This is a genomic window from Lacticaseibacillus parakribbianus, from assembly GCF_025490915.1.
Classification (GTDB): Bacteria; Bacillota; Bacilli; order Lactobacillales; family Lactobacillaceae; genus Lacticaseibacillus; species Lacticaseibacillus parakribbianus.
Map to the genome: position 1 here is coordinate 20,847 of NZ_JANQBA010000013.1, position 20,268 is coordinate 41,114.

The 20,268-nt window shown below is 62.8% G+C and carries 20 protein-coding genes and 2 tRNA genes; 10 read left to right on the plus strand and 12 right to left on the minus strand.

What is annotated here, in order from left to right; translation table 11 throughout:
- Window positions 1-74 precede the first annotated feature (74 nt).
- A complete protein-coding gene (locus NUH19_RS10475) occupies window positions 75-422 on the minus strand; it encodes a hypothetical protein (RefSeq protein WP_262316506.1) in 348 nt (115 codons plus the stop codon).
- A gap of 173 nt (window positions 423-595) precedes the next feature.
- Between NUH19_RS10475 and NUH19_RS10480 the strand changes: the two genes are divergently transcribed.
- From NUH19_RS10480 to NUH19_RS10490, 3 genes are all read left to right on the plus strand, one after another.
- Window positions 596-1,381, plus strand: a complete 786-nt coding sequence (locus NUH19_RS10480; protein WP_262316507.1) for a transporter substrate-binding domain-containing protein — start codon at window positions 596-598, stop codon at window positions 1,379-1,381.
- Between the two features lie 129 nt (window positions 1,382-1,510).
- Entirely contained in the window at window positions 1,511-2,218 is a 708-nt protein-coding gene (locus NUH19_RS10485) for an amino acid ABC transporter permease (RefSeq protein ID WP_262316508.1), read from the plus strand.
- A 9-nt stretch (window positions 2,219-2,227) separates the two neighbouring features.
- Window positions 2,228-2,974, plus strand: coding sequence for an amino acid ABC transporter ATP-binding protein (locus NUH19_RS10490; RefSeq protein WP_262316509.1), 747 nt, complete (start codon window positions 2,228-2,230; stop codon window positions 2,972-2,974).
- A 68-nt stretch (window positions 2,975-3,042) separates the two neighbouring features.
- On the opposite strand, the gene NUH19_RS10495 is transcribed toward NUH19_RS10490, so the two are convergent.
- Together NUH19_RS10495 and nrdD are read right to left on the minus strand one after the other, a co-directional pair.
- A complete protein-coding gene (locus NUH19_RS10495) occupies window positions 3,043-3,405 on the minus strand; it encodes a hypothetical protein (RefSeq protein ID WP_262316510.1) in 363 nt (120 codons plus the stop codon).
- Window positions 3,406-3,492: 87 nt separating this feature from the next.
- Window positions 3,493-5,679 carry an anaerobic ribonucleoside-triphosphate reductase gene (gene nrdD / locus NUH19_RS10500; RefSeq protein ID WP_262316511.1) on the minus strand — a complete coding sequence of 729 codons (2,187 nt, stop codon included), beginning with the start codon at window positions 5,677-5,679 and terminating at the stop codon, window positions 3,493-3,495.
- A gap of 257 nt (window positions 5,680-5,936) precedes the next feature.
- On the opposite strand from nrdD, the gene NUH19_RS10505 reads away from it, so the two are divergent.
- The 3 genes from NUH19_RS10505 to NUH19_RS10515 all read left to right on the plus strand — a co-directional run bounded on the left by NUH19_RS10505 (window position 5,937) and on the right by NUH19_RS10515 (window position 6,399).
- Complete coding sequence (locus NUH19_RS10505) at window positions 5,937-6,107, plus strand: hypothetical protein (protein ID WP_262316512.1); 171 nt, start codon at window positions 5,937-5,939, stop codon at window positions 6,105-6,107.
- Window positions 6,108-6,224: 117 nt separating this feature from the next.
- Window positions 6,225-6,297 (plus strand) — tRNA-Ala (locus NUH19_RS10510).
- A 29-nt stretch (window positions 6,298-6,326) separates the two neighbouring features.
- A tRNA-Ala gene (locus tag NUH19_RS10515) sits at window positions 6,327-6,399 on the plus strand.
- Window positions 6,400-6,725: 326 nt separating this feature from the next.
- On the opposite strand, the gene NUH19_RS10520 is transcribed toward NUH19_RS10515, so the two are convergent.
- Entirely contained in the window at window positions 6,726-7,883 is a 1,158-nt protein-coding gene (locus tag NUH19_RS10520; protein ID WP_262316513.1) for an MFS transporter, read from the minus strand.
- 219 nt (window positions 7,884-8,102) lie between these two features.
- Between NUH19_RS10520 and NUH19_RS10525 the strand changes: the two genes are divergently transcribed.
- The 3 genes from NUH19_RS10525 (at window position 8,103) to thiD (ending at window position 10,998) form a co-directional block, all read left to right on the plus strand.
- Window positions 8,103-8,939: an SbcC family exonuclease gene (locus NUH19_RS10525; RefSeq protein ID WP_262316514.1), complete on the plus strand. Its 837-nt coding sequence runs from the start codon at window positions 8,103-8,105 to the stop codon at window positions 8,937-8,939.
- Entirely contained in the window at window positions 8,932-9,981 is a 1,050-nt protein-coding gene (locus NUH19_RS10530) for a hypothetical protein (protein WP_262316515.1), read from the plus strand. The genes NUH19_RS10525 and NUH19_RS10530 overlap by 8 nt, the downstream gene beginning before the upstream one ends.
- A gap of 195 nt (window positions 9,982-10,176) precedes the next feature.
- Window positions 10,177-10,998 (plus strand): bifunctional hydroxymethylpyrimidine kinase/phosphomethylpyrimidine kinase, encoded by an 822-nt coding sequence (thiD, locus tag NUH19_RS10535; RefSeq protein WP_262316516.1) that lies wholly within the window; start codon window positions 10,177-10,179, stop codon window positions 10,996-10,998.
- A gap of 371 nt (window positions 10,999-11,369) precedes the next feature.
- Here the strand turns inward: thiD and NUH19_RS10540 are convergent, their stop codons facing one another.
- The 8 genes from NUH19_RS10540 to NUH19_RS10575 form a co-directional block, all read right to left on the minus strand.
- Window positions 11,370-11,897 carry a DUF308 domain-containing protein gene (locus NUH19_RS10540; protein WP_262316517.1) on the minus strand — a complete coding sequence of 176 codons (528 nt, stop codon included), beginning with the start codon at window positions 11,895-11,897 and terminating at the stop codon, window positions 11,370-11,372.
- Between the two features lie 76 nt (window positions 11,898-11,973).
- Window positions 11,974-12,156, minus strand: a complete 183-nt coding sequence (locus NUH19_RS10545; protein WP_262316518.1) for a hypothetical protein — start codon at window positions 12,154-12,156, stop codon at window positions 11,974-11,976.
- Window positions 12,149-12,823: an NAD(P)H-dependent oxidoreductase gene (locus NUH19_RS10550; protein WP_262316519.1), complete on the minus strand. Its 675-nt coding sequence runs from the start codon at window positions 12,821-12,823 to the stop codon at window positions 12,149-12,151. The genes NUH19_RS10545 and NUH19_RS10550 overlap by 8 nt, the downstream gene beginning before the upstream one ends.
- On the minus strand, window positions 12,820-13,896 hold the full coding sequence (gene mutY / locus NUH19_RS10555) for an A/G-specific adenine glycosylase (RefSeq protein WP_262316520.1): 1,077 nt from the start codon (window positions 13,894-13,896) through the stop codon (window positions 12,820-12,822). The genes NUH19_RS10550 and mutY overlap by 4 nt, the downstream gene beginning before the upstream one ends.
- A gap of 132 nt (window positions 13,897-14,028) precedes the next feature.
- The gene (locus NUH19_RS10560) at window positions 14,029-14,208 is read right to left on the minus strand and encodes a hypothetical protein (RefSeq protein ID WP_262316521.1); all 180 of its coding nucleotides are present in this window, start codon (window positions 14,206-14,208) and stop codon (window positions 14,029-14,031) included.
- A gap of 217 nt (window positions 14,209-14,425) precedes the next feature.
- Window positions 14,426-14,572 (minus strand): hypothetical protein, encoded by a 147-nt coding sequence (locus NUH19_RS10565; RefSeq protein ID WP_262316563.1) that lies wholly within the window; start codon window positions 14,570-14,572, stop codon window positions 14,426-14,428.
- 110 nt (window positions 14,573-14,682) lie between these two features.
- Window positions 14,683-17,793 carry an AAA family ATPase gene (locus tag NUH19_RS10570; protein ID WP_262316522.1) on the minus strand — a complete coding sequence of 1,037 codons (3,111 nt, stop codon included), beginning with the start codon at window positions 17,791-17,793 and terminating at the stop codon, window positions 14,683-14,685.
- On the minus strand, window positions 17,793-18,908 hold the full coding sequence (locus NUH19_RS10575; RefSeq protein WP_262316523.1) for an exonuclease SbcCD subunit D: 1,116 nt from the start codon (window positions 18,906-18,908) through the stop codon (window positions 17,793-17,795). The genes NUH19_RS10570 and NUH19_RS10575 overlap by 1 nt, the downstream gene beginning before the upstream one ends.
- A gap of 233 nt (window positions 18,909-19,141) precedes the next feature.
- Between NUH19_RS10575 and NUH19_RS10580 the strand changes: the two genes are divergently transcribed.
- Window positions 19,142-19,756: an HAD family hydrolase gene (locus NUH19_RS10580; protein WP_262316524.1), complete on the plus strand. Its 615-nt coding sequence runs from the start codon at window positions 19,142-19,144 to the stop codon at window positions 19,754-19,756.
- The last annotated feature ends 512 nt before the right edge of the window (window positions 19,757-20,268 follow it).

Here is a 20,268-nt window from a genome sequence, read left to right on the forward strand (position 1 = left end):
CGCCTTCTCGCGTCAATCTGCACTTGGTTGCGGCAGTCGGCCGCGCCGGCGACCATGTTCGCTAGACCAACTGCCTAGTAGTACCGCGAGCGGTTGAAGAAGTTCAGATGCGCGACAATCGTGTTCGGGTCGCACTGGGCGGCCGGCAGGATCCACAGACCGATGGAATCCAGGTCCTTGAGGATGAAGTTCTTCACGGCGATCTCGGCCTCGGCCGGGTCGATGTCAAAACCCGCGGCCTTAGCGATGGCCATCGCCTGCTCCAGGTCGATGGTGATGGTGTCGACAAAGTGCGTCTTCAGCTGCTCGTAGGTCGCCTCGACCTGCGCGTTGACGTAAGCTTCGACGGCCTTGAAGACTTTGCCGTTCTTAGCCTGCAGGTCGTAGTAACGCGTCATCAGGTGGTTGTTATCAATTTCCAAGTTATAACCTCCGATTTTTTGAAGCATTCGGTATAACTATAATTCTAAAGGTTGTCGGTGGTGATGAAAAGGGCAAATAACTTCCAATGAGAATCGCGTTAAAAAGCTCGCGAACAAAAAGTAAGTCGGGTATAATTTAATGGACGCTTTTTCACGCAAGGGAGACGATTGACATGAAGAAATTCGCACTCACATTACTCACCGCTGCGCTTGCCGTGGGCTTGGCCGCCTGCAGCAGCAAGACCAGCACCAGCAAATCCGACCTCAAACTGGTCACGGCAAACACCCTGACCATCGGCCTAGAAGGCACCTATCAGCCGTACAGCTACCACGAAGATGGTAAGCTCAAGGGCTTTGAGGTCGAGCTCGGCCAGCAGATTGCAAAGCAGCTCAAGCTCAAGCCCAAGTTCGTCGAAACCAAGTGGGACTCGCTGATCGCGGGGCTCGACGTCAACAAGTACGACCTGATTTTGAACAACGTGGCCAAGACCCCGGAGCGGGCGCAAAAGTACATTTTCACCAGCGCCTACACCTCCGGTAAGTCGCAGCTAGCCGTCAAGAAGGACAACAAGACCATCAAGTCGATTCAAGACATCAAAGGCAAGAAAATGGCACAAAGCGTCACGTCCAACAACGCGGCCAACGTCAAGAAGCTCGGCGGCGTCATCGTGCCGGTCGACGGTTTCGCCCAGTCCGTCACGCTGATCGAGCAGGGCAGAGTCGACGGCACCGTCAACGACGCCGCGTCCTTCGCCGCCTACCTGAAGCAAAAGCCCAACGCCGACATCAAGCTGATGTCCGTCGGTGACGCCATCACGCCGGTGCCGGCACGCGGCCTCCTGCGCAAGGACGAAAAGCCGCTTCAAAAGAAGGTCACCAAGGCCATCGAGACGCTGCGGGCCAATGGCACGTTGAAGAAGCTCGCCACCAAGTACTTCGGCGGCGACATCACAGAATAATTAACACCGGCTTCGGCCGGCTACATACGCCGGACCTGCCGGCGACACTGCGACGGCCGCCTCACCGCCGCGCGTGACCGAGCCTGCGGTTGCGCGTGAATTGGGTACACTAAACATTGGAGGTGCCTCATGTCTGCTTGGCACATTGTCATCAAGTCGCTGCCGTCTCTTCTGGCGGCGATGCTCAAATACACGATTCCAATCACCCTGGTGTCCTTTGCCCTCGGCCTGATTCTGGCCGTCTTGGTCGCCTTGGTGCGAATCTCGACCGCCAAGAACTGGGGCATGCGCCTGCTGAAGGGGCTGGCCTGGTTTTACGTCTGGATCTTCCGCGGCACCCCGCTTCTGGTTCAGCTGTTCATCGTCTTCTTCGGCCTGCCCTACCTGAAGGTCAACGGCCACGCCTTGATCGAGCTCAACGCCTGGACCGCCGGCATCCTGACCTTTTCGTTGAACACTGGGGCCTACGCGTCGGAGACCATCCGCGCGGCCATCGCCTCGATTCCCCAGGCTCAGTGGGAGGCGGCCTACGCGCTGGGCATGAGTAAGCCTTTGATGCTGCGCCGCATCATCCTGCCGCAGGCGACGCGCATCGCGCTGCCGCCGCTGTCCAACAGCTTCATCAGCTTGATCAAAGACACCAGCCTGGCCTCGGGCATCACCATCATCGAGATGTTTCAGGTCAGCCAGCAGTTCGCCGCGCTGTACTACAATCCGTTGGTCTCCTACTCGCTGGTCGCGGTGCTGTACCTGGCGCTGACCACGCTGCTGTCGGGGCTTCAGACCTGGCTTGAGCGTCGCACCAGCCGCTACGTCCAGGTCGGTCAGCAATTCTAGGAGGGTGCCATGCTTACCATTGAGAATCTCAACAAGGACTTCGGCCAGGGCCACGGCCTGAAAAACGTCAGCGTCACCTTCCCGGAGCATCAGACCACCGTCATCGTCGGCCCCAGCGGCTCGGGCAAGACCACGCTGCTGCGGCACCTGGATTTTCTGGAAACCGCGGATTCCGGACGGTACCGCTTCGGCGACCAAGACCTAGATCTGAGCAAGCCGGTGACCCGCCAGGACGTCTTGGCCGCCCGGCGCAAGCTCGGCATCGTGTTCCAAAGCTACAACCTGTTCCCCCACCTCAGCGTTTTGGCCAACATCATCGAGGCCCCGGTGCATGTGCTGGGGCAGGCCAAGGCGGCAGCCACGGCGACCGCCGAGCGGCTGCTGACCCAGGTCGGCCTGGCCGACAAAGCCCAGGCCTTCCCCGCCCAGCTGTCTGGTGGCCAGCAGCAGCGCGTGGCGATTGCCCGAATGATTGCGATGCAGCCGCAGTACATGTTGTTCGACGAGCCGACCTCGGCGCTTGATCCAGAGCTTGAAGTCGAGGTGCTCAAGGTGATTCAGCAGCTCGCGGCGGCCAAGAATTCGCTCATCATCGTCACCCACAACATGGCCTTCGCCCAGGGTGTCGCCGACAAAATCGTCTTCGTGGAGGACGGTGAAATTGCCTACGACGGCGATCCCGACCAGTTCTTCAACCACCCGAACGACCGCATCGCCAAGTTCCTGGCGGCCGGCACCTTCCAGGCGGAAAAATAACGCCCGACACCAAAAAGAGAAAACCGGCCCCGCAAAATGCGGAGCCGGTTCTCTTTGCGTTGGACCGCTCACAGCGGCTTGCCCCCGAGTCGAGACTCGAGCGTCGCGATTGCCCGGCGGACCCGCCGCGGCGAAAGCGCGGCGACCCGCTTGTCACTTTTGGCGGCGACGACGTCTAGCCGCCCGCAGCCCAGCACCTGCGCCAGGGCCGCATCGTCGAGGCCAAGCCGCGCGGCCAGCTGCCACAGGTAGTTGATCGCGCTGCGCCACCGCCTGGTCTGCCACCACTCCAGCGCCCAGGCGCCGACGGTCACCACCCAGATCAGGGACGGCGCCCAAGGCCCCAGGTTGTAGCTTCCGGTCAGCACCATCAAAAAGAACCAGTAGGCGGCTAGCCCTAAAACCGCCAAAAACCACTTCAGAATTGCCATGTTGCCTCTCCTCCCGCGTTGCCCCATCAGTCTAGCACCGGGCCAAAATAAATACGACCCGTCTCGGGTCGTATTTATTTTGGCTGCCTAAGCCTGCCCTGCTAGGTCGTCATTGCCCAGCACCAGGTGCTTCTTGCGGTGAATGATCTCTTCTTGGCGGCCGTGAACCATCGGCCGCTTGTTCGGGTTGCCGAGGTAGCCGCACAGCCGCTTGACCACGTCGCACTGCGCCGGGTCGTGGTTGCCGCATTCGGGGCATTCATAGCCCTTCTCCGTGGCCTTGAACTCGCCCTTGAAGCCGCAGGCGAAGCACTGGTCGATCGGCGTGTTGGTGCCGAGGTAACCGATGCGGTCGTAGGCGTAGTCCCAGACGGCCTCGAGGGCCTTCGGGTTTTGCTTGAGGTTCGGGTACTCACAGTAGTGGATGAAGCCGCCGGAGCAGTACTGCGGGTAATCCTTTTCAAAGTCCAGCTTCTCGAACGGCGTCGGCGCCTTGCGCACGTCGTAGTGGAAGGAGTTGGTGTAGTAGTCCTTATCGGTGATGTCCTTGACGACGCCGAAGCGCTTCTTGTCCAGCCGGGCGAAGGTGTCGGTCAAAGACTCGGAAGGCGTGGAGTAGACGGAGAAGTGGTAACCGTACTCCTTTTCCCAGGCGACACAGTGGTCATACAGGTCCTTCACGACGTCCAGGCTGAACTGTTTGGCCTCCGGGTTGGTCTCCCAGGCGTGACCGTAAAACACGGTGCCGACCTCGTACAGGCCGATGTAGCCCAGGCTGACGGTGGCGCGGCCGTTCTTGAACAGCTCGTCGACCTTCTGATCGTCGGCCAGGCGCTTGCCGAACGCACCGTACTTGTAGAGGATCGGCGCAGATTCCGGCGTCGCCTCCTTGGTGCGTTCCACCTTGTAGACCAGCCCCTGCTTGCAGATGGCCAGGCGCTGCTCCAGAATGTCCCAGAACTTCTTCTTGTCGCCCTTGGATTCCATGGCGATGCGCGGCAGGTTCAGCGTGATCACGCCGAGGTTCATGCGGCCGGCGTTGACCTCCTTGCCGGTTTCCGGATCCTTCCAGCCCTGCAGGAAGCTGCGGCAGCCCATCGGCGCCTTGAAGCTGCCGGTGAGGTCAATGATTTTGTCGTACGACAAAACATCCGGGTACATCCGCTTGGTTGCACACTCGATGGCCAGCTGCTTGATGTCGTAGTTCGGGTCGGTCGGCGCTAGGTTCAGGCCGCGGCGCAGCGTGAAGACGAGCTTCGGGAAAATCGCGGTGCGCCGTTCCTTGCCCAGGCCCTTGATGCGAATCTTCAGAATGTCTTGCTGAATCTCGCGTTCAATCCAGCTGGTGCCAAGGCCGAAGCCGACGGTCACGAACGGGGTTTGCCCCTGCGTGGAGTACAGCGTGTTGACCTGGTACTCCAGCGTCTGCAGCGCATCGTAAATGTCCTTGCGGGTGCGGCGCTTGGCGTAGGCGTCGGCGGTGTCAGCGTCTTGGGTCAGCTCCTTGGCCTCTTCCAGGTGTTTCTCGTAGTTTTTCTGGGCGAACGGCGCCAGCACTTCATCGGTCCGGTCGCTGGAGCAGCCACCGTACTGGGAGCTGGCGACGTTAGCGATGATCTGGGTCATCTGGGTGACCGCGACCTGAATGGAGTGGGCCGGCTCAACCTCGGCGTTGCCGATGCAAAAACCGTGCGTCAGCATCTCCTTGAAGTCGATCAAGCAACAGTTGGTCTCGGCCATGTAAGGGGTGTAGTCCAGATCGTGCCAGTGAATGTCGCCGCGCAGGTTCGCGTTGGCCACGGCCGGCGGGAGCATTTTGAGCCCGATGGCCTTGGCCACGGCGCCGGCGGTCAGGTCGCGCTGGGTGGAAAACACCCGCGAGTCCTTGTTCGCGTTCTCGTGAACAACGGTGGAGTCGCGGTTCAACAGCTTCTCGACGTTGTAGTTCACATCCGCCTTCTTGGCGCGTTCGATGTCACGCTGCACCCGGTAGTCGGTGTAGGCCTTGCCCCAGTCGTACTGGTGGGCGTTGAGCAGCGCCTCCTCGACGATGCTTTGGACCTCCGGAATGCGGACGTCCTTGTCGAAGCGCTCGGTAATCGTCGCCACGGCGTCGTCGGCAATCGCCTCGATCTGCGCGTAGTCGGTCGGTGACAGCTCACCGTCGACGGCCTTGGCCGCCTTCTCGATTGCCCGTGTGATTTTGGCCTGGTCGAACGCAACCTTGCGCCCGTCACGCTTCTTGACGTTGATGTGAACCTTGATGTCGATCATGTTGTCTCCCCCCTATGCAAATACAAACGGCCAAGTCACTTTTGGCCGTAAGTACAGTCTAGCACACCCCCAAGATATTGCGTATCTTTTTGTCTGTGACTTGTTTTTTTCTATATCTGGTGGGTCCAATCAAATCGGTGTTTCACGCGCAAGCGCCCGGCTCACGGGTGTTTCTCAGCCCAACGGCGGATTGGCTGACCGCCGCCATCCTGCTACAATGAGGTTAAAAGGGCCACCACCCTGCAAGGAGGTTCAATATGAATACACAACAGCTCAAACAACTCGGAATCATCATTGCGATCATCGTCATCGCCGCCATCCTGCTGCCTTTCATCACCGGCCTGATCAGCCTGCTGATCAAGCTCGTGCTGTTCGCCGCGATCGTCTTTGGCCTGTACTGGGTTTACCAGACCTACCTGAAGAAATAAGGCACGACGCAATGAGGCCAGCCCGGCCACGTTCCCGGGCTGGCCTTTCGTGTCCCCGGACGCGGAAAAAAAGGCTTTACAGCCTACGGGAATATGGTAAGATTATATTTGTGTTTTGGGTCCGTAGCTCAGCTGGGAGAGCGCTGCCTTCGCATGGCAGAGGTCGAGAGTTCGAATCTCTTCGGATCCATTTGCACCACCATATAGGCAACAACTTTTGGGGGCTTAGCTCAGCTGGGAGAGCGCTTGCATGGCATGCAAGAGGTCGACGGTTCGAACCCGTTAGTCTCCATTCCTTGTCCCAAGTGACGCCGCGACGCGTTCGCGGTGTTTTTTTGTGTCGCGTCTGACATAAGGTTTCACGCGTGAACTAATTCGAACCGACTGGACCGAAAAAGGGCAAACAAAAAGACCGCTACGGGCATAGCGGCCTGAGGAGTAAGGGGTTGCCTGGCAACGGGCATTGCCATGGCGATTTCTACTTTGGAGGAGTAAAAATGAAAAAGTTGATATGGGTATCAAGCGAGCGGGCAACTCATCTTGATGGGTACATCATAACGCCTAATTGTGAAGAAACTGTGAATTTTGAACCGAAATATTATGAAGTTCATCAGTTATTTATTTCACAAGTTTGGCTCGCCAGCTGAAAATCGCAATGGCGACGAACAAGATGACGGCCAGCATGGCAAACAAGATGTGGTAGGACAAGGACTCAATCAAGAGGGCCCCGACCAGCGGCCCCACCGCCCGGCCGGCCGACGCGAACATCTGCACGTAACCCTGGAAGCGCCCCTTCTCGGCGAGCTCGGTGTGCATGTCCACGTACGTTGAGACGCTCGGCAGCGCCAAGATCTCGCCGAGGGTCAAGACCCCCATCGCCAGCATGAAGACCCAGTACTGACGCGCCGCAATCAGAATTAAAAAGGCGGTGCCAAACAGCGTAAAGCCGACGCCCAGGCGCAGCCGCAGGTGGTGGGTCAGCCAGTCGTCAAAATGCGTCAGGATGGGCTGCCCCAGGACAATCAACACGGCGTTGAAGGTCCACAGGAAGCTGTAATCCCGCACGGTCATCCCCAGGCTGAGCATGAAGGTCGAGATGTTGCTTTGCCACTGCTCGTAGGCGACCCAGGTCAAAAACAGCGTGACCAAAAGCAGCACGATCGGCAGCTGGTACGGCGTCGCGCGACGGGCCCCCGCCGCCGCGGCCCTGCCGGCGTGGTGCGGCCGCTCCACGTTGAAGTGCAGCAAGGCGACGACGAAAAACAGGCTAAACAGCGCAAAGGCCAACGCGAAAATGTACTGAATGCCCAGCGGCAGCACGTAGCCGACAATCAGGGTCCCAATCACCAGCCCCAGGTTGGACATGAAGTACAGCACGTTGAAGACGTAGCTGGCCCGGTGGCTGGTGGCCAAAGTCGCGTAGGAGTTGACCGCCGTGCCGACCACCCCGTTGCCAAAGCCCATGACGATCAGAAACAGCGGGTAGGCCGGCCAGCCGTGCCAGACGATTAGGCAACCGGACGCGATGACATCCAGCGCAATGCCCGAAAGAATCGTGTGGTACGGCTTCCAGCCGTCGAAGAGCCGACCGCCGACGTAATTGCCCAGCATCATCGCCACGGAGTTGAAGAACAAGACGATGCCGGACACCGTCAAGGTCTCGCCGAGGTACTCGTGCATGTAGATGGTGGTCAAAGGCCAGATGAAGCTGATCCCAGTGTTGGTAATCAAAGAGCCCAGGAACAGCCATTTGAGTGTGAGTGTTTTGCGTCCCATTGCGTCCTCCCGAAACAAAGTCTTTTTCCATTCTAGCGGACGACTCAGCCAATGTGCGGAAAAATGGGCACTTTCTCATCGAGCAGCGGCCGGTTTTCACCGAATGCTTATTAGAGTTAGGTAAATTTTCAGTTTTTCCGCCGCGTTCACGGTGTCGCAAAGCGCGGCGTTGGGGTAAACTGAAGGTATTATCATTAACCACTACTGAGAGGTCAATCCATGACAATTCAATCAAGCCTGAACTACCAGCAAAAATTTTTCGGCGCGTTCGCAGAGGCGTGGGACGCCAAGTCGACGTACCGCCTGTACAAGGGCATCGACGCCACCGCCGACAACCTACGCCTGGCACTGTCCGAAACCCCCGGCTACATTCTGGCCTACGACAAAGCCGCCCAAGACGAGCTGCACGATTTTTTGCAGCGCGACCTGATCGCCTTTTTGCGCCAGCACGTGCCGTTTTTCGTCGTCGCCGATGACGGTGCCGTCTTCTTCGGCGACTGGTACCACCGCCGCCAATTCGGCCACATCGACGTGATTGCCCGGACCATCACCCAAGCGACGGCCGAAGAGCAGGCCATTTTGCCGCAGCTTCACGCCTTCGCCGAGGACCCCGACCACTTCTTGGACCACCAGCTCGAGGACATGCGCCGCGCCACCTACCAAGAGGTCGACACGCTGCACAACCAGCTCGAGGCCGCCACGGCCGAAAGCGTCACCGAGCCGACCCGCAGTGCCGGCAGCGGGTTCCGCGGATTGCTGAAGAACTTCATCGACCCAGACGAGCAGACCCCAACCAGTACCCCACAGCGCCGCAGCCCGGCCGCCGGCAGCGCGGATAAGCTGCGCCTGCGCTTTGACGCGGCCAAGGCCGAGGCCGACCAAGCCTTCGACGCCCACAAGCGCGAGCTGCAGGTCGCCGCGGCCATCACCCGCTACGAGTACCAGGCGGTCATGGCCACCTACAGCTCGGTCGAGCAGTTCGAGAACATTTTGACCAACCTGCAGGCAGACTTCATGCGGGCACTGGAACTGAAGGAGGAGCAGCCGGATGCTTAACTTGGAAGACCAATCGCTTCAAAAACTCGTCACCACCACGATGGACGCCAAGGCGGCGCGGCAGGCCGTGACCAAGGCCTACAAGGCGCGGATTCACGCCATGCGCAACGATTCGCTGTGGCAGGCCAACCTGCCGGCGATGGAGGCGGTGACCCGCAGCTACACCACGCTGTTGGCCGAGAAGCTGCTCGCCGCGCTGCGGGCCGATTCACACCTCGACAAGACCTTCGCCGCCCGGCTGTGGTTCGACGCGACGGTCGGTGATGCGGATCACAGCACGATTACGCTGTACCTCGCGGGTCCCGACAGCAACCAGGAGCTGCTCGCCATCGACGGGCCCTTCACCCAAGACGCCAAGCTCAAGGCCAAGAACCTGCCGACGCTTTTGCAGGTCACGGCCGAAGACCCGACGCTCGATTACACGGACGCCGAGGTCACCGCGCTGATCGCCTTGATCAAGTGCCTGTACACCGCCGATTTTGCCTTCACCACCATCGACGAAACCGTGCTGCAGCCGGTCGCCGGCCTGAGCTTCAAGACCCGCTACACCAACGTGCGAACCCTCAACGTGACCAAGACGGTCGCTAACCACACCGCCACGCTGACGGTGCCGTTGACCAACGCGTCGGTCACCGCCTTCAGCGTGCTGGACGATCACAAGCACGACTGGGCCGACGCCGGCGCGGCCAACCAAGACGCCCAGGCCTTCGCCTGGACCGGGGCCGACCTACCGGAGGAGCTCGAGGGGCAAAACCTCAAGCTGGTGGCGCAGGTTCGCACCGGCGAGAACTCCCCTGCCTTGGATGAGCTGTTCGTCATCGCCAGTGCCAACGCGATTTTGATGCGGCAGGGGCAGCCGGGCGACTACAGCCTGGATCTGCCGAACCACGCGCAGCTGAGCATCCAGGTCGATCCGGACTCCGACGCCTTGACCCTGCAGTACCCGGAGCCGACGCGCCAGCTGATCGAGCTCAATCACACCTACCCGTTCATCGGCGAGTGGCTCAAGGCAATTCTGCCGTCGCGCCGCGCGTTCAACTGAGCGCGGTCACGCCGCTGCCTCCTTGCGAGGTGGCGGCGTTTTTGAATTGGCGGTGCGGTGAGTTTCCATACGTTCGCGACACCCCTGCCGCTGATTCACCCTGGTGTGACGAAGATTCAACCGAGCTTTTCTGTAAATGATTGTTTTTTGCGTGAAAAAACGTTACGATGGTCGCAACACAAAGGGGGATACAACATGGCCAATGAATTTCCACAAGTTCTGACTATCGCGGGGGTTGACAGCGACGGCTCGGCCGGCGCCCAGGCGGATCTGCACAGCTTCTTCATGCGCGGCACTTACGGCACCTTGATTCTGACCGCCGCGGTCGCCGGTAACTCCTACGGCATTCACGATGCCGCCCTGATGACCAACACCTTCATCGATCACCAATTCGACGCCTTGGCCGCCGATCTCAAGATTCGCGCCTGCAAAACCGGCATGCTGGCCAACGCCGCGATGATCTCAGACGTCGCGCGGAACCTGACCAAGTACGACTTCGGACCGCTGGTGCTCGATCCGGTGATTTCGACCAAGCACGGCAACCTGCTGATGGAAAGCGACGCCTTCGAGACGCTCAAAAAGGAGCTGATCCCGCTGGCGACGGTGATTACCCCGAATTTCTACGAGGCGGAACACCTGACCGGCATGACGCTGGACACCCCGGAGCAGATTGTCGAAGCCGCCCAGGCCATCCGCGCGATGGGGGCCAAGAACGTGGTGCTCAAAGGGCGCCACGACAGCGACCAGCAGACCGAGGTTCGCGATTACGTGATGCTTGAAAGCGGCCGCGCCTTTTGGCTGACCGGCCCCTACTTCGCCACCGACCGCAAGAACGGCACCGGCGACTCGCTGTCTGCGGTCATCACCGCGGAGCTTGGCAAGGGCAACAGCGTTGAGGACGCGATCCGCATCGCCAAGCGCTTCGTCGACACCGCCATCCAAAACGAGATCGCCGTCGGCCACCAGTTCGGCCCAATCAACCACTGGGCGAATCCGCTGGTCCATCCCAGGGCGTAGTGCCGCGCTTTTAGCGGGACGCTTAGCTTAGCCGTGGCGCTTGGGCCCGATCCTGGCCCGAGTGACGCGGCGTAGCTAAACGCTCCCGCGTTGCGGCATGAAGCCCGACGACCCAGGGCGTAACGCCGCGCTTTTAGCGGGACGCTTAGCCTAGCCGTGGTGCTTGGGCCCGACCCTGGCCCGAGTGACGCGGCGCAGCTAAACGCTCCCGCGTTGCGGCGTGAAGCCCGACGACCCAGGGCGTAACGCCGCGCTTTTAGCGGGACGGTTAGCTTAGCCGTGACGCTTGGGCCCGACCGATCAGACTTCAAGCAAAACTAAAAACGGCAGTCCCCGCGAGGTTTTGGGAACTGCCGTTTTGATGTCTTGATTCACTTGGCCCGCCAGGCCGTGACGCACTCGGCCACCGCCATCACGATCAGGGTGATGCCCAGCACCCGCAGCATCAGCAAGATGGTGTGGAACGGGTTGAACAGCAGGAACACCCCGGCCGCCACGACGATGATGCCGTAGACGGTACACGGCCACGTCGCGCTGTTGACGTACTGCTGGCGCTGCTTGGCCCCGGCGATACGCTGCACCCCGTACAGGACCAGCATCAGCCCGACCAGCGCTGGCAAGAGGCTGACGGCCGTTTGCAAAAGCACCAGCACCAGCAAAGCAGCGATGGCGTAACCCGCCGCGCGGCCCCAGGCCAGTCCGGTGGCCTCACCGCGACTGCGCCGGCGCAAAGCGCCGATGGCGGCCGCACCGGCCATCGCCAGCAGACCAAGCGTGATCAGGTACTTCACGACGGCAAAGGCCGCGGCCGGCGCAAGCACCAGCCACACCCCCAGCGCGATGAACACGACGGCGCGAAGCGCGGTGGTGCGGCGCAGGTTTGTGATTACATTTTGCATAGTGTCACCTTCCATTAATTCAATGCCTTTAGCTTACCATCGCGGCAAGGGCGGCGCATCCGCCGCTGGGCTGAACTCACCACCCCCGATGGTCCCAAAGCCGGCCGTCGAGCTCGCCTTGGGCCTGCTCAAGTCGCCTTGACTGAGCCTCGGCAAAGGCGGCCAGCTCGGCGTAAAAGGCTTGGTCGGGGTAGCTCACCGCCTGGTGTTGAAGTGCTTGGGCCTGCCCAATCAGCCACTCGGTTTCGGCTTCATCCAAGGGTTGTCCCTCCTTCCAGATCGGCCAGCGCGTCTTGCAGGTTAGCCAAGGCGTCCTGGCGCGTCGCCAGCGTATCGGCCACCAAGCGCAACCGCGCCGCAAGCGCCGGCTCGGTCGCCTGCTGGCCGGCTCGCCGACGCAACTGGGTCTGCCACCACGCCGCCACCTGGGCGAAGCTGGTGGGGTCTTGAAGGCTCAGATACTGCTGGTAGCGAACCAACAGCGCCTGATGCGCGGCCTCGCTTTGGTAAGCGAACTGAGCGACGACCAGCTTGGGCAGCAGGTGCATGCCGAGCTTGTTGGCCAAGGCGACGTACGGCGCAAGCAGCGCGTCGAGCGTCACGCCGACGCGGCCGCCGGCTTGAAAGGCGGCCTCGGGTTGGCCACAGGCGACCACCAGGCCCAGCGTTTTGCCCGCAAGCGCCGCGGTGGCCCCGGGTTGGGCCAGCGTCTGCGTCAGCCAGGTGCCGACAAGCGCCGGGGCCTGGTACCAGTACAGGGGAAACTGCAGCACCAGTCGCTGGCAGGCGGCGAGCTGGGCAACCGGCGTGGCGGCCGGCAGCTCGTGCCAGCTGGCGCCTGAAACCGGTGCGGCCGCGGCCTTGAGAAACTGCTGGGTGGTGGATTCGGCCACGGCGGGGTGGCCGACAATGATCAGCGTCTTCATGCCAGCCGCCCCGCTTTGCTCAACGCACTCAGCAGCTTTTTTTGCACCGTCGGCAGCGCCTTGCCGTCAAAATCCGCGACCCAGGCCGCACCGGCCGGATCAAACGCCGCGGTGTCGGCCGCAAGCAGCGTCATCTGCCACTTCTGGTGCGTGAAGGTGTGGGTCACCACCGGGCAAGGCGCCGGCGTGAGCCGCACCTCGTGGCCGGTGGCGGCGGCAAACCACGCAGCGGCCGCCTCCGGGGTCGCCTCCGGTAGCGCCGCGACCTCAACCAGCGGAAACAGCCACAGCCGCGCCAGCATCCCCTTGGCCGGCCGCTGCTGCATCAGCCAGCCGGCCGGGCTGCGAACCGCTAGGGCGTAGTATTCGATTGGCCGCGGCCGGGCCTTGGGGGTGCGAACCGGAAAATCCGCCACCCGGTTGGTTTTCAGGCTCTCGTCGAATCGGGCCACCGGCGAATGCGCCGGATCCGAGTCCTTGGCGGTCATGTAGCTCGCGCCGAGGTCCATGATCGCCTGGTTGAAGTCGCCGGGGCGCTTGGGGTCGATCACCTGCTGAATCAACGTCTCGAACACCTGTCGCGTCTTGGGCTTGGTGATGTCGTCGGGAATGCAAAACAGCCGGGCGAACACGCGAAAGGCGTTGCCGTCGACCGCCGGGGTCACCTCGCCAAACGCGATGCTGGCCACCGCGCCGGCGGTGTAGGGCCCAACGCCCTGAAGCTGCCGCAGCTCGGCGGCGGTGGTCGGCCACCTGCCATTGCGGTCGCTGGCCACTTGCTGCGCCGCTTTTTGCAGGTTGCGGGCCCTTGAGTAATACCCCAGCCCCTCCCAGGTCTTCAGCACCGCGGCCTCCGGGGCCTGGGCCAGCGCCGCGACCGTCGGGAACTGCGCGATGAAGTTCAGGTAGTAGGGAATCACGGTCTGCACCTGCGTCTGCTGCAGCATGGTCTCAGACAGCAGCACGTGGTACGGCTCGTGGTCCCGCCGCCACGGCAGGTCGCGCCCCTCGCGGTCGTACCAGGCCAGAAGCGTCTGGCGAAAGTCGTTAATCTTAGCTTGTGACCAATTCAATGTTGTGCCACCTCCAGAGCCTCATTATACGAAAAGGTGCCGCCCTTTACCACCCGCATCCCGCAAGCCGTTGGGTTCGCGCAGTTCGTCACGCCGGCAACAAAAAACCGCCGGGGCTCCCCGACGGTTGGCTCAGTCTTGACCGACAGCGGCCAGGCGGCTGGTCATCGCGCGTTTCAAGGCGCAATCGCGCATGGCGCGAACATGGCCCCGGGCCGCCTGGATGTGGTACACGGCGCGGGTCTGCTCGGCCAGCGCAACGGCGTTCAAAATGCTCAGGTCGCGTTCGATCTGCGTGGACAAATTACTCATAGGCCCTCCTTCTGGTTGCGGCTGCGGTATACCCTAACTGTACCGGGTTACCCCACCGGATGTAAAAGAATCTGCCTGGCCCAGACCGTCAATGGCGAACGGCCGCTCGCCGCAGGGCGTCGCCAGGCCCTGCGATTCGCCAACGCCACGGCGCAGCGGTCGCTTTGACGCAAAAAAAAACGGCCACCCTTAGCGGTGGTCGCAACAGACAGTCAGGTTAGTTTTCACTTTCCAGCTTCTCGGCATCCTTGTCGATTGTGGCAAACCCTGACTCGGTCTTCTTAACTGGGTGCTCAGCACGCTTCTTCTCAACTTCCTGAATCAGCGCCTTGCGTTCTTGCTTACTGAGTTTTCCTGCCATCATTCTCGCCTCTTATTCCTTGAATTAGAGTTGAGTGTAAGATCGCGCTCTCGACAGTTCTGTTATACCACTTTTTTTGGCAGTTGGCACATTTAATTGCTAATTCGGTCGAATCAGGCGCCGTGCCGCTCCCGAATGTGGCTCTCACCGCTGCCGGTTGGGATGACCTGCAGCTGATCCGGAATGCCTTCGCGCAACGTCTCGACGTGGCTGATGATGCCAATCATGCGCGACTGGCCCTCTAGGCTTTCAAGCGCCTGCATCGCCGTGCTGAGGCTGGCGGCGTCCAGCGACCCGAAGCCCTCGTCGATGAACAGCGCATCAATGGCCACGCCCCCGGCGACCTGCCCGATCACCTCGCCCAAGGCCAGCGCCAGGCTCAAGGCGGCGATGAAGCTCTCACCGCCCGACAGCGTGTGAACCGAGCGGAGCTGGCCAATTTGATCGTCGTAAATGTCGATTTCAAGCCCCGAGTCGTTGCGGTAGCTGCCCGGATCGGTGTGCAAGGCGAACTGGTACCGCCCGGCGGTCAGTTGCGTCAGGCGGCCGTTGGCAACCTGCAACACCCGGTCGAGGTAGGCACGCAGCACGTACCGTTCCAGCCCGAGCTTCTGCGGATTGTTGCCGTTGACCACCGCGGCGAGGTTGGCCACCACGGCAGCGTCGTCCAGCGCCCGGCGATTTTTGGCGTAGGCCTTGGCGATTTCGTCGCGCAACGTGCGGTTTTGCGTCAGCACCTGCGCCGTCTGCGCCTGATGCGCCTGGGCCTGGGCCAAAACCGCCGCGGCTTCATCGCGCCGGCTGGTCAGCGCCGCGAGGTCGGGTGCGTCGCGGTCGCCAATCTGTTGTTGCGCCTGCGCGAGCAGCGCCTTTTGGGCGGCCTGGGCCTGGGCGGCTTCGCTCAGCTGTGCCTCAAGTGTCGCCGCCTCCCCACTCGCAGCGGCCAGGGCCGCAAACTGAGTCGCGGCGTCGGCACCGAGCTTGGCGGTCAACGCCGCGTCAAAGGCCTGCCGCGCTTGCTCGAGGTCGGCCTGCTGGCGGGCCAACTGCGTTTTTTGGGCGGCAATCGCCGCGTCCAGCCCCGTCAAGGCGTCTTGCGCCTGCTGGCGGGTGGTCGTGGCGGCCGTGGTCGCCGCGAGGTGTTGCTGGTGCTTGGCCTGTAAGTCGGCAATCTGCTCTCGCAACGCCGCTGGGGTCGGCGCCGCCTCCGGTAGCTGGGCGGCGGCCGTTTCGGCCACGCCTTGGGCCCGGGCGGCGGTCGTTTCGGCGTTGGCCACCGCCGACTGCCCGGCGGCCACGGCCGCCGCGGCCGAATTCGTTGCCGCCGTTTGGGCCGCAAGGGTCTGGGTCAGGCGGGTGCGTTCGGCCGCCTCGCTCGCCACCGCCGCCTCAAGGGCGGTCACGTCGCGCTGGGTATCGGTTTTCAACCGCCGGACCGCCGCTTCAGCCGCGTCCGGTGCGGTGCTGGCCGCAATGCCGGTCAGCGCTGCGGCCTGTTGGGCTTGCGCCAGCGCCAGTGTCTGGACTCTGGTCACCTGCGCTGCCACGGTTGTGTTCAAGGCAGCTAGCGCCTGGCTGGTGGCCAGGCGCTTAGACTCGGCCTCGGCCAGCGCCGCGTCGCTGACCGGGGCCGTGTCGGTGACCGCCGGCTGCGGGTGTTCCAGACTGCCGCAAACCGGGCAGGGTTGCCCAGGGCTCAGCTGGGCCGCAAGTACCGCAATCTGCTGGGTCAATCGCGCATCGCGCAGCGTCACGTAGGCCGCGGCCGCAGTCTGGGCCGCCGCGACGGCGGCCCTTTGCGCCGCCTGCTGCGCGGTCAGCTGCTTTTGCAGCGCCGAAAGCTCCGTCGCCTGCTCCTGCCACCGCGCAAGCTGTGGCTGCAGGCCGGCCCAAGTCGTCTGCGCGGCCGCAAGCGCCGGTTGGTGGTCGGCCACCGCCGCAAGCGCGGTCTGGGTCGCGGCCGCCGTGTCCTGGCTTTGCACCAGGCGCTCAGTCGCGGCCGCCGCTTCCTGCCGGGCCGCGGTCAGCTTACGCTGGGCGGTTGCGGCCTGGGCGGTCGCCGCCTCCGCCTGTTCCAAAAGCGGCTGCAGCCGCTTCAGCGTCTGAACCCGCTCAACCCGGTCGGCGTCCTCAGGGGCGGCCTGAGTCAGCGTTGCCAGTCGCGCCGTCGCCGAAGCCAGCGCCGCCGCGGCGGCCGGCCGCTTGGCCTGATCTTTGGCAAGCGCCGCCTGCTGCGAGGCTTGCGCCTGCGCCGTCCTGTTCAGCTGCGCCTGCTGCGGCAGCTGGGCCTGGGCCCATTGCAGCAGCGCCAGCCGCGAGCTTGCGGCGGCGCGTTCTGGCGCCGCCGCCTGCAGTTCGGCCAGGGCCGCGGTCGCCGCCGCCTTGGTCGCAAAGGCCGCGGCGAGGCGCTGGCCGAGACTCAGGGCCTCGGTGCTGGCGCCAGCCGCCTGCTGGGCCGCCTCAAGCGCCGCCTGGGCCTGGTCGTTGGCGGCGGCCAGCGTCGCCACGCCGGCCGTCATCGCCGCCAGCTTGTCGGCCATCGGGGCGGCCGCATCCGGCGCCGCCTCCGGGTAGGCGAAGCGCGAGGCCAGGGTGTCCAGGCGATCGGCTTCCTTGGCCACCGCGGCGCCGGTGGTTTTGGCGGCCTGGCGCAGGGCCTGTTGCCAGCGGTCGTACAAGCCGGTGCCAAACAGGCGACGCAGCAGGGCCTCCTTGTCGTCGCTTTTGGCGTCTAGGAACTGGCGGAACTTGCCCTGCGGCAGCAGCACCATCTGGCGGAACTGATCGGCATCCAGGTGCAACATGGCCGCCAGACGCGGCCGAATGTCGCGCAGCTTGGTCCACTGGTTGCGCTCGCTTGTGCCGTCGTACTCGGTCAGGCTCTGGTTCCCCTTGCTGGTGGTGGTGCCGCTGCCCCGTTTTTTGGCCATCACCTGCTCGGGTTCGCGCCAGATCTGATAGTGCCGGCCGCCGTGGCTGAAGCTCAGCGTGACGCGGGTGACCGCGTCGGTGGCGGCAAAGGCCGACCGCATCTCCGCGCCGCTGCGGTCGTCGCCGGCCGTGGTGCCGTACAAGGCGTAAACCAGCGCATCGAAAATCGTGGTCTTGCCGCTGCCGGTTTTGCCGCTGATCAAGAACACAGGGGTCTGGGCGAAATGGGTGAAGTCGACCCGCTCGTCGCGGTACGGACCGAAGTTTTGGATGTGAAGCTGCTCAAGCTGCATCAGTTACCCTCCTGTTTGGCCGCGTCAAGCGCCGCCTTGGCGACCGCCAATTGCGCGTCGTCGAGCAAGTCGCCGGTCACCTGCTGGTAAAAATCGCCGAGCAAGGGCAGCGGTCCGAGGCTTGGATCCGCCGCCGTCGCCCGGTCAAGCGCCACGGCCTGCTGCCGATCGAGCCCGGTCACCCGCGGAAACACCTGCCGAAGCGCCGTCATCACGTTGGGAATCACCGCCATGTCCGTCAGCGTGACGGCCGTGTAGGCGTCGCGGTCGTAGGCGTCACCGGCACTTGGCGCGGTTAAGTCGGCGAAGCTCGCCGTCAGGTGCTGAAACTCGTGCAGCGGCTTCAGCGCGACGAAACGCCGCGTCATCGTGTCGGTGTCCAAGATGTAGACGCCTTTTTCCTGCGCGACTTCGGAGGTCGAAAACTTCAAAAGCGAGCCGGCGTACTGAACCCGCGGCGCAGACAGCGCGTTGCGGTTGTGCAGGTGGCCGAGCCCCACGTAGTCGAAGGCGGCAAGATCCGCCACGTCGACGGCGTCCAGCCCCCCGACCGCGACTTGGGTCTCCGAATCCGAGCGGGTGCTGTTAGCCGCAAAAAAGTGGGCGAACAGCACGTGCTTTTTGGTCGGGTCAAAGGCCGCCTGAAGCGCTGCGCTGACCCGGTGCATCGCCTGGTTGATGGTGATCAGGCTGTCGTCTTCAAAGTATTGCCGGGCCGCGACCGGCTCGAAGTACGGCAGCAGGAAAAACTGCACGTCGCCCATGGTCACCGGGGTGAAGGCCTCGGCCAGCTCGGTGTTCAGGTGCAGCCCGGTGGCGTCGAACCACTGCCGCCCGGTACCCAGCCGCACCGCCGAGTCATGGTTGCCGGCGATGGCCAGCACCGGGTAGTGCAGCTCGCGGTTCAGCCGGTACAGCATCCGGTTGACCTGCGCGACCGCGTCCTCGTTGGCCAGCGCCCGGTCGTAAAGGTCACCGGCGATTGCGATGGCGTCGACCTGCTCGCGCTTGGCGCAGGCGACCAGCTGCTCGAACACAAAGTCCTGGTCGGCCTGCAGGTCAAAGCCCGCAAGCTTCTTGCCGATGTGCCAGTCGGCCGTGTGTAAAATGCGCATCCTAATGCCTCCATTGTGCGTGATTGTGTGCGTGATTGCGTTGGACGCCGCGCCGAACCAGTGGCGTGATTCTGGTTTGGCCCGAGTCCGCGCAGCGGCCTGGCGTCAGCCTGCCCCTGCCCGACCGCGTGTTGCGGAATCCGTTCCTGCACCTATCCAAACACACGTTCAGGTTCCTGTCAACTCCCGCTTCTGCTACACTGAGGGTATCCGATTCGCGAAAGGAATTGAGCATGACTACTCTGATTTTTGACATCGATGGCACCCTGATCGACTCGGTCGCGATGTACCTGCGCGGCCTGCAGCAGACCATGCGTCGCTACAACCGCACTTACAGCATCACCGACCTGCGCTTTTCCAACGGCATTCCGTCCAGCGCCACCGCCGAGCGGCTGGGGTTCACCGGCGAAGCCGCAACGGCAATGGTCGCCCAGTGGACCCAAGACTCGCAGGCCTTCGCCGACACCGTCGCCTGGTTTCCCGGGCTCGAGGCCGCCTTGGCCGAGCTGACCCACCGCAACGTCGCCATGGGCCTGGTCACCTCTAAAAACACCGCGCAGTACGACGTAGACGCCCAGCGCTTCGGCTTCTCGCGCTTCTTTCAAACCGTGGTGCGGGCCCACGACGCGCCGCGCAGCAAGCCCTTCGGCGACCCGATCGAGCTGGCGATGAGCCGCCTGAACGCGACGCCCCAAGACGCAGTGTACATCGGCGACACCGAAACCGACGCCCAGGCGGCCCAGGCGGCCGGCGTTCCCTTCGCCTTGTGTACCTGGACCACGCCCGCGGTTGAAGCACCGGTTGCCCATTACCTGAAGGCGCCGGCCGACCTGCTGACGCTGGCCTGAGCCGGCCGTTCGCGCCGAGCTCAAAGGCGTGAGCTTAATAGTTGACGACTAAAATAACAGGGCTTACACTGGTTTCAGATGATTATCTTAGGACGGGGTGGCGGCTTTGATCACAGCCGCAGCACGGCCACCGTCTATGGGGAACGGTCCGGGACATAAGCATTCCCAGTACCCCACTCATGCCATGCCGAACCAGGCAACAACGCCGACGTTTTCGCGCAACGGTCCCCTCCGATTGGGACCGACCACCAGGGTGTGGACCACCACCCACCGATTGCTTATTGTCCCGCCTACTCGCACTGCGAGGTAGCTGCGGCGGGGCATTGACCGGTGGCTTGTACCAAGCAGCCGCGACTCGGCCTCGTACCGACGCGCGACCACCGAAGGATTGCAACCAGCAAGCATCAGGCCAAGGCCACCGAGCGGTACGCTGCCCGGTGGCTTCGGCGACCCCACCGTTTTGCGGTGGGGTTTTTCGTGTTCCCAGCAGCCGAAAAAAGGCCCTGCCCGTT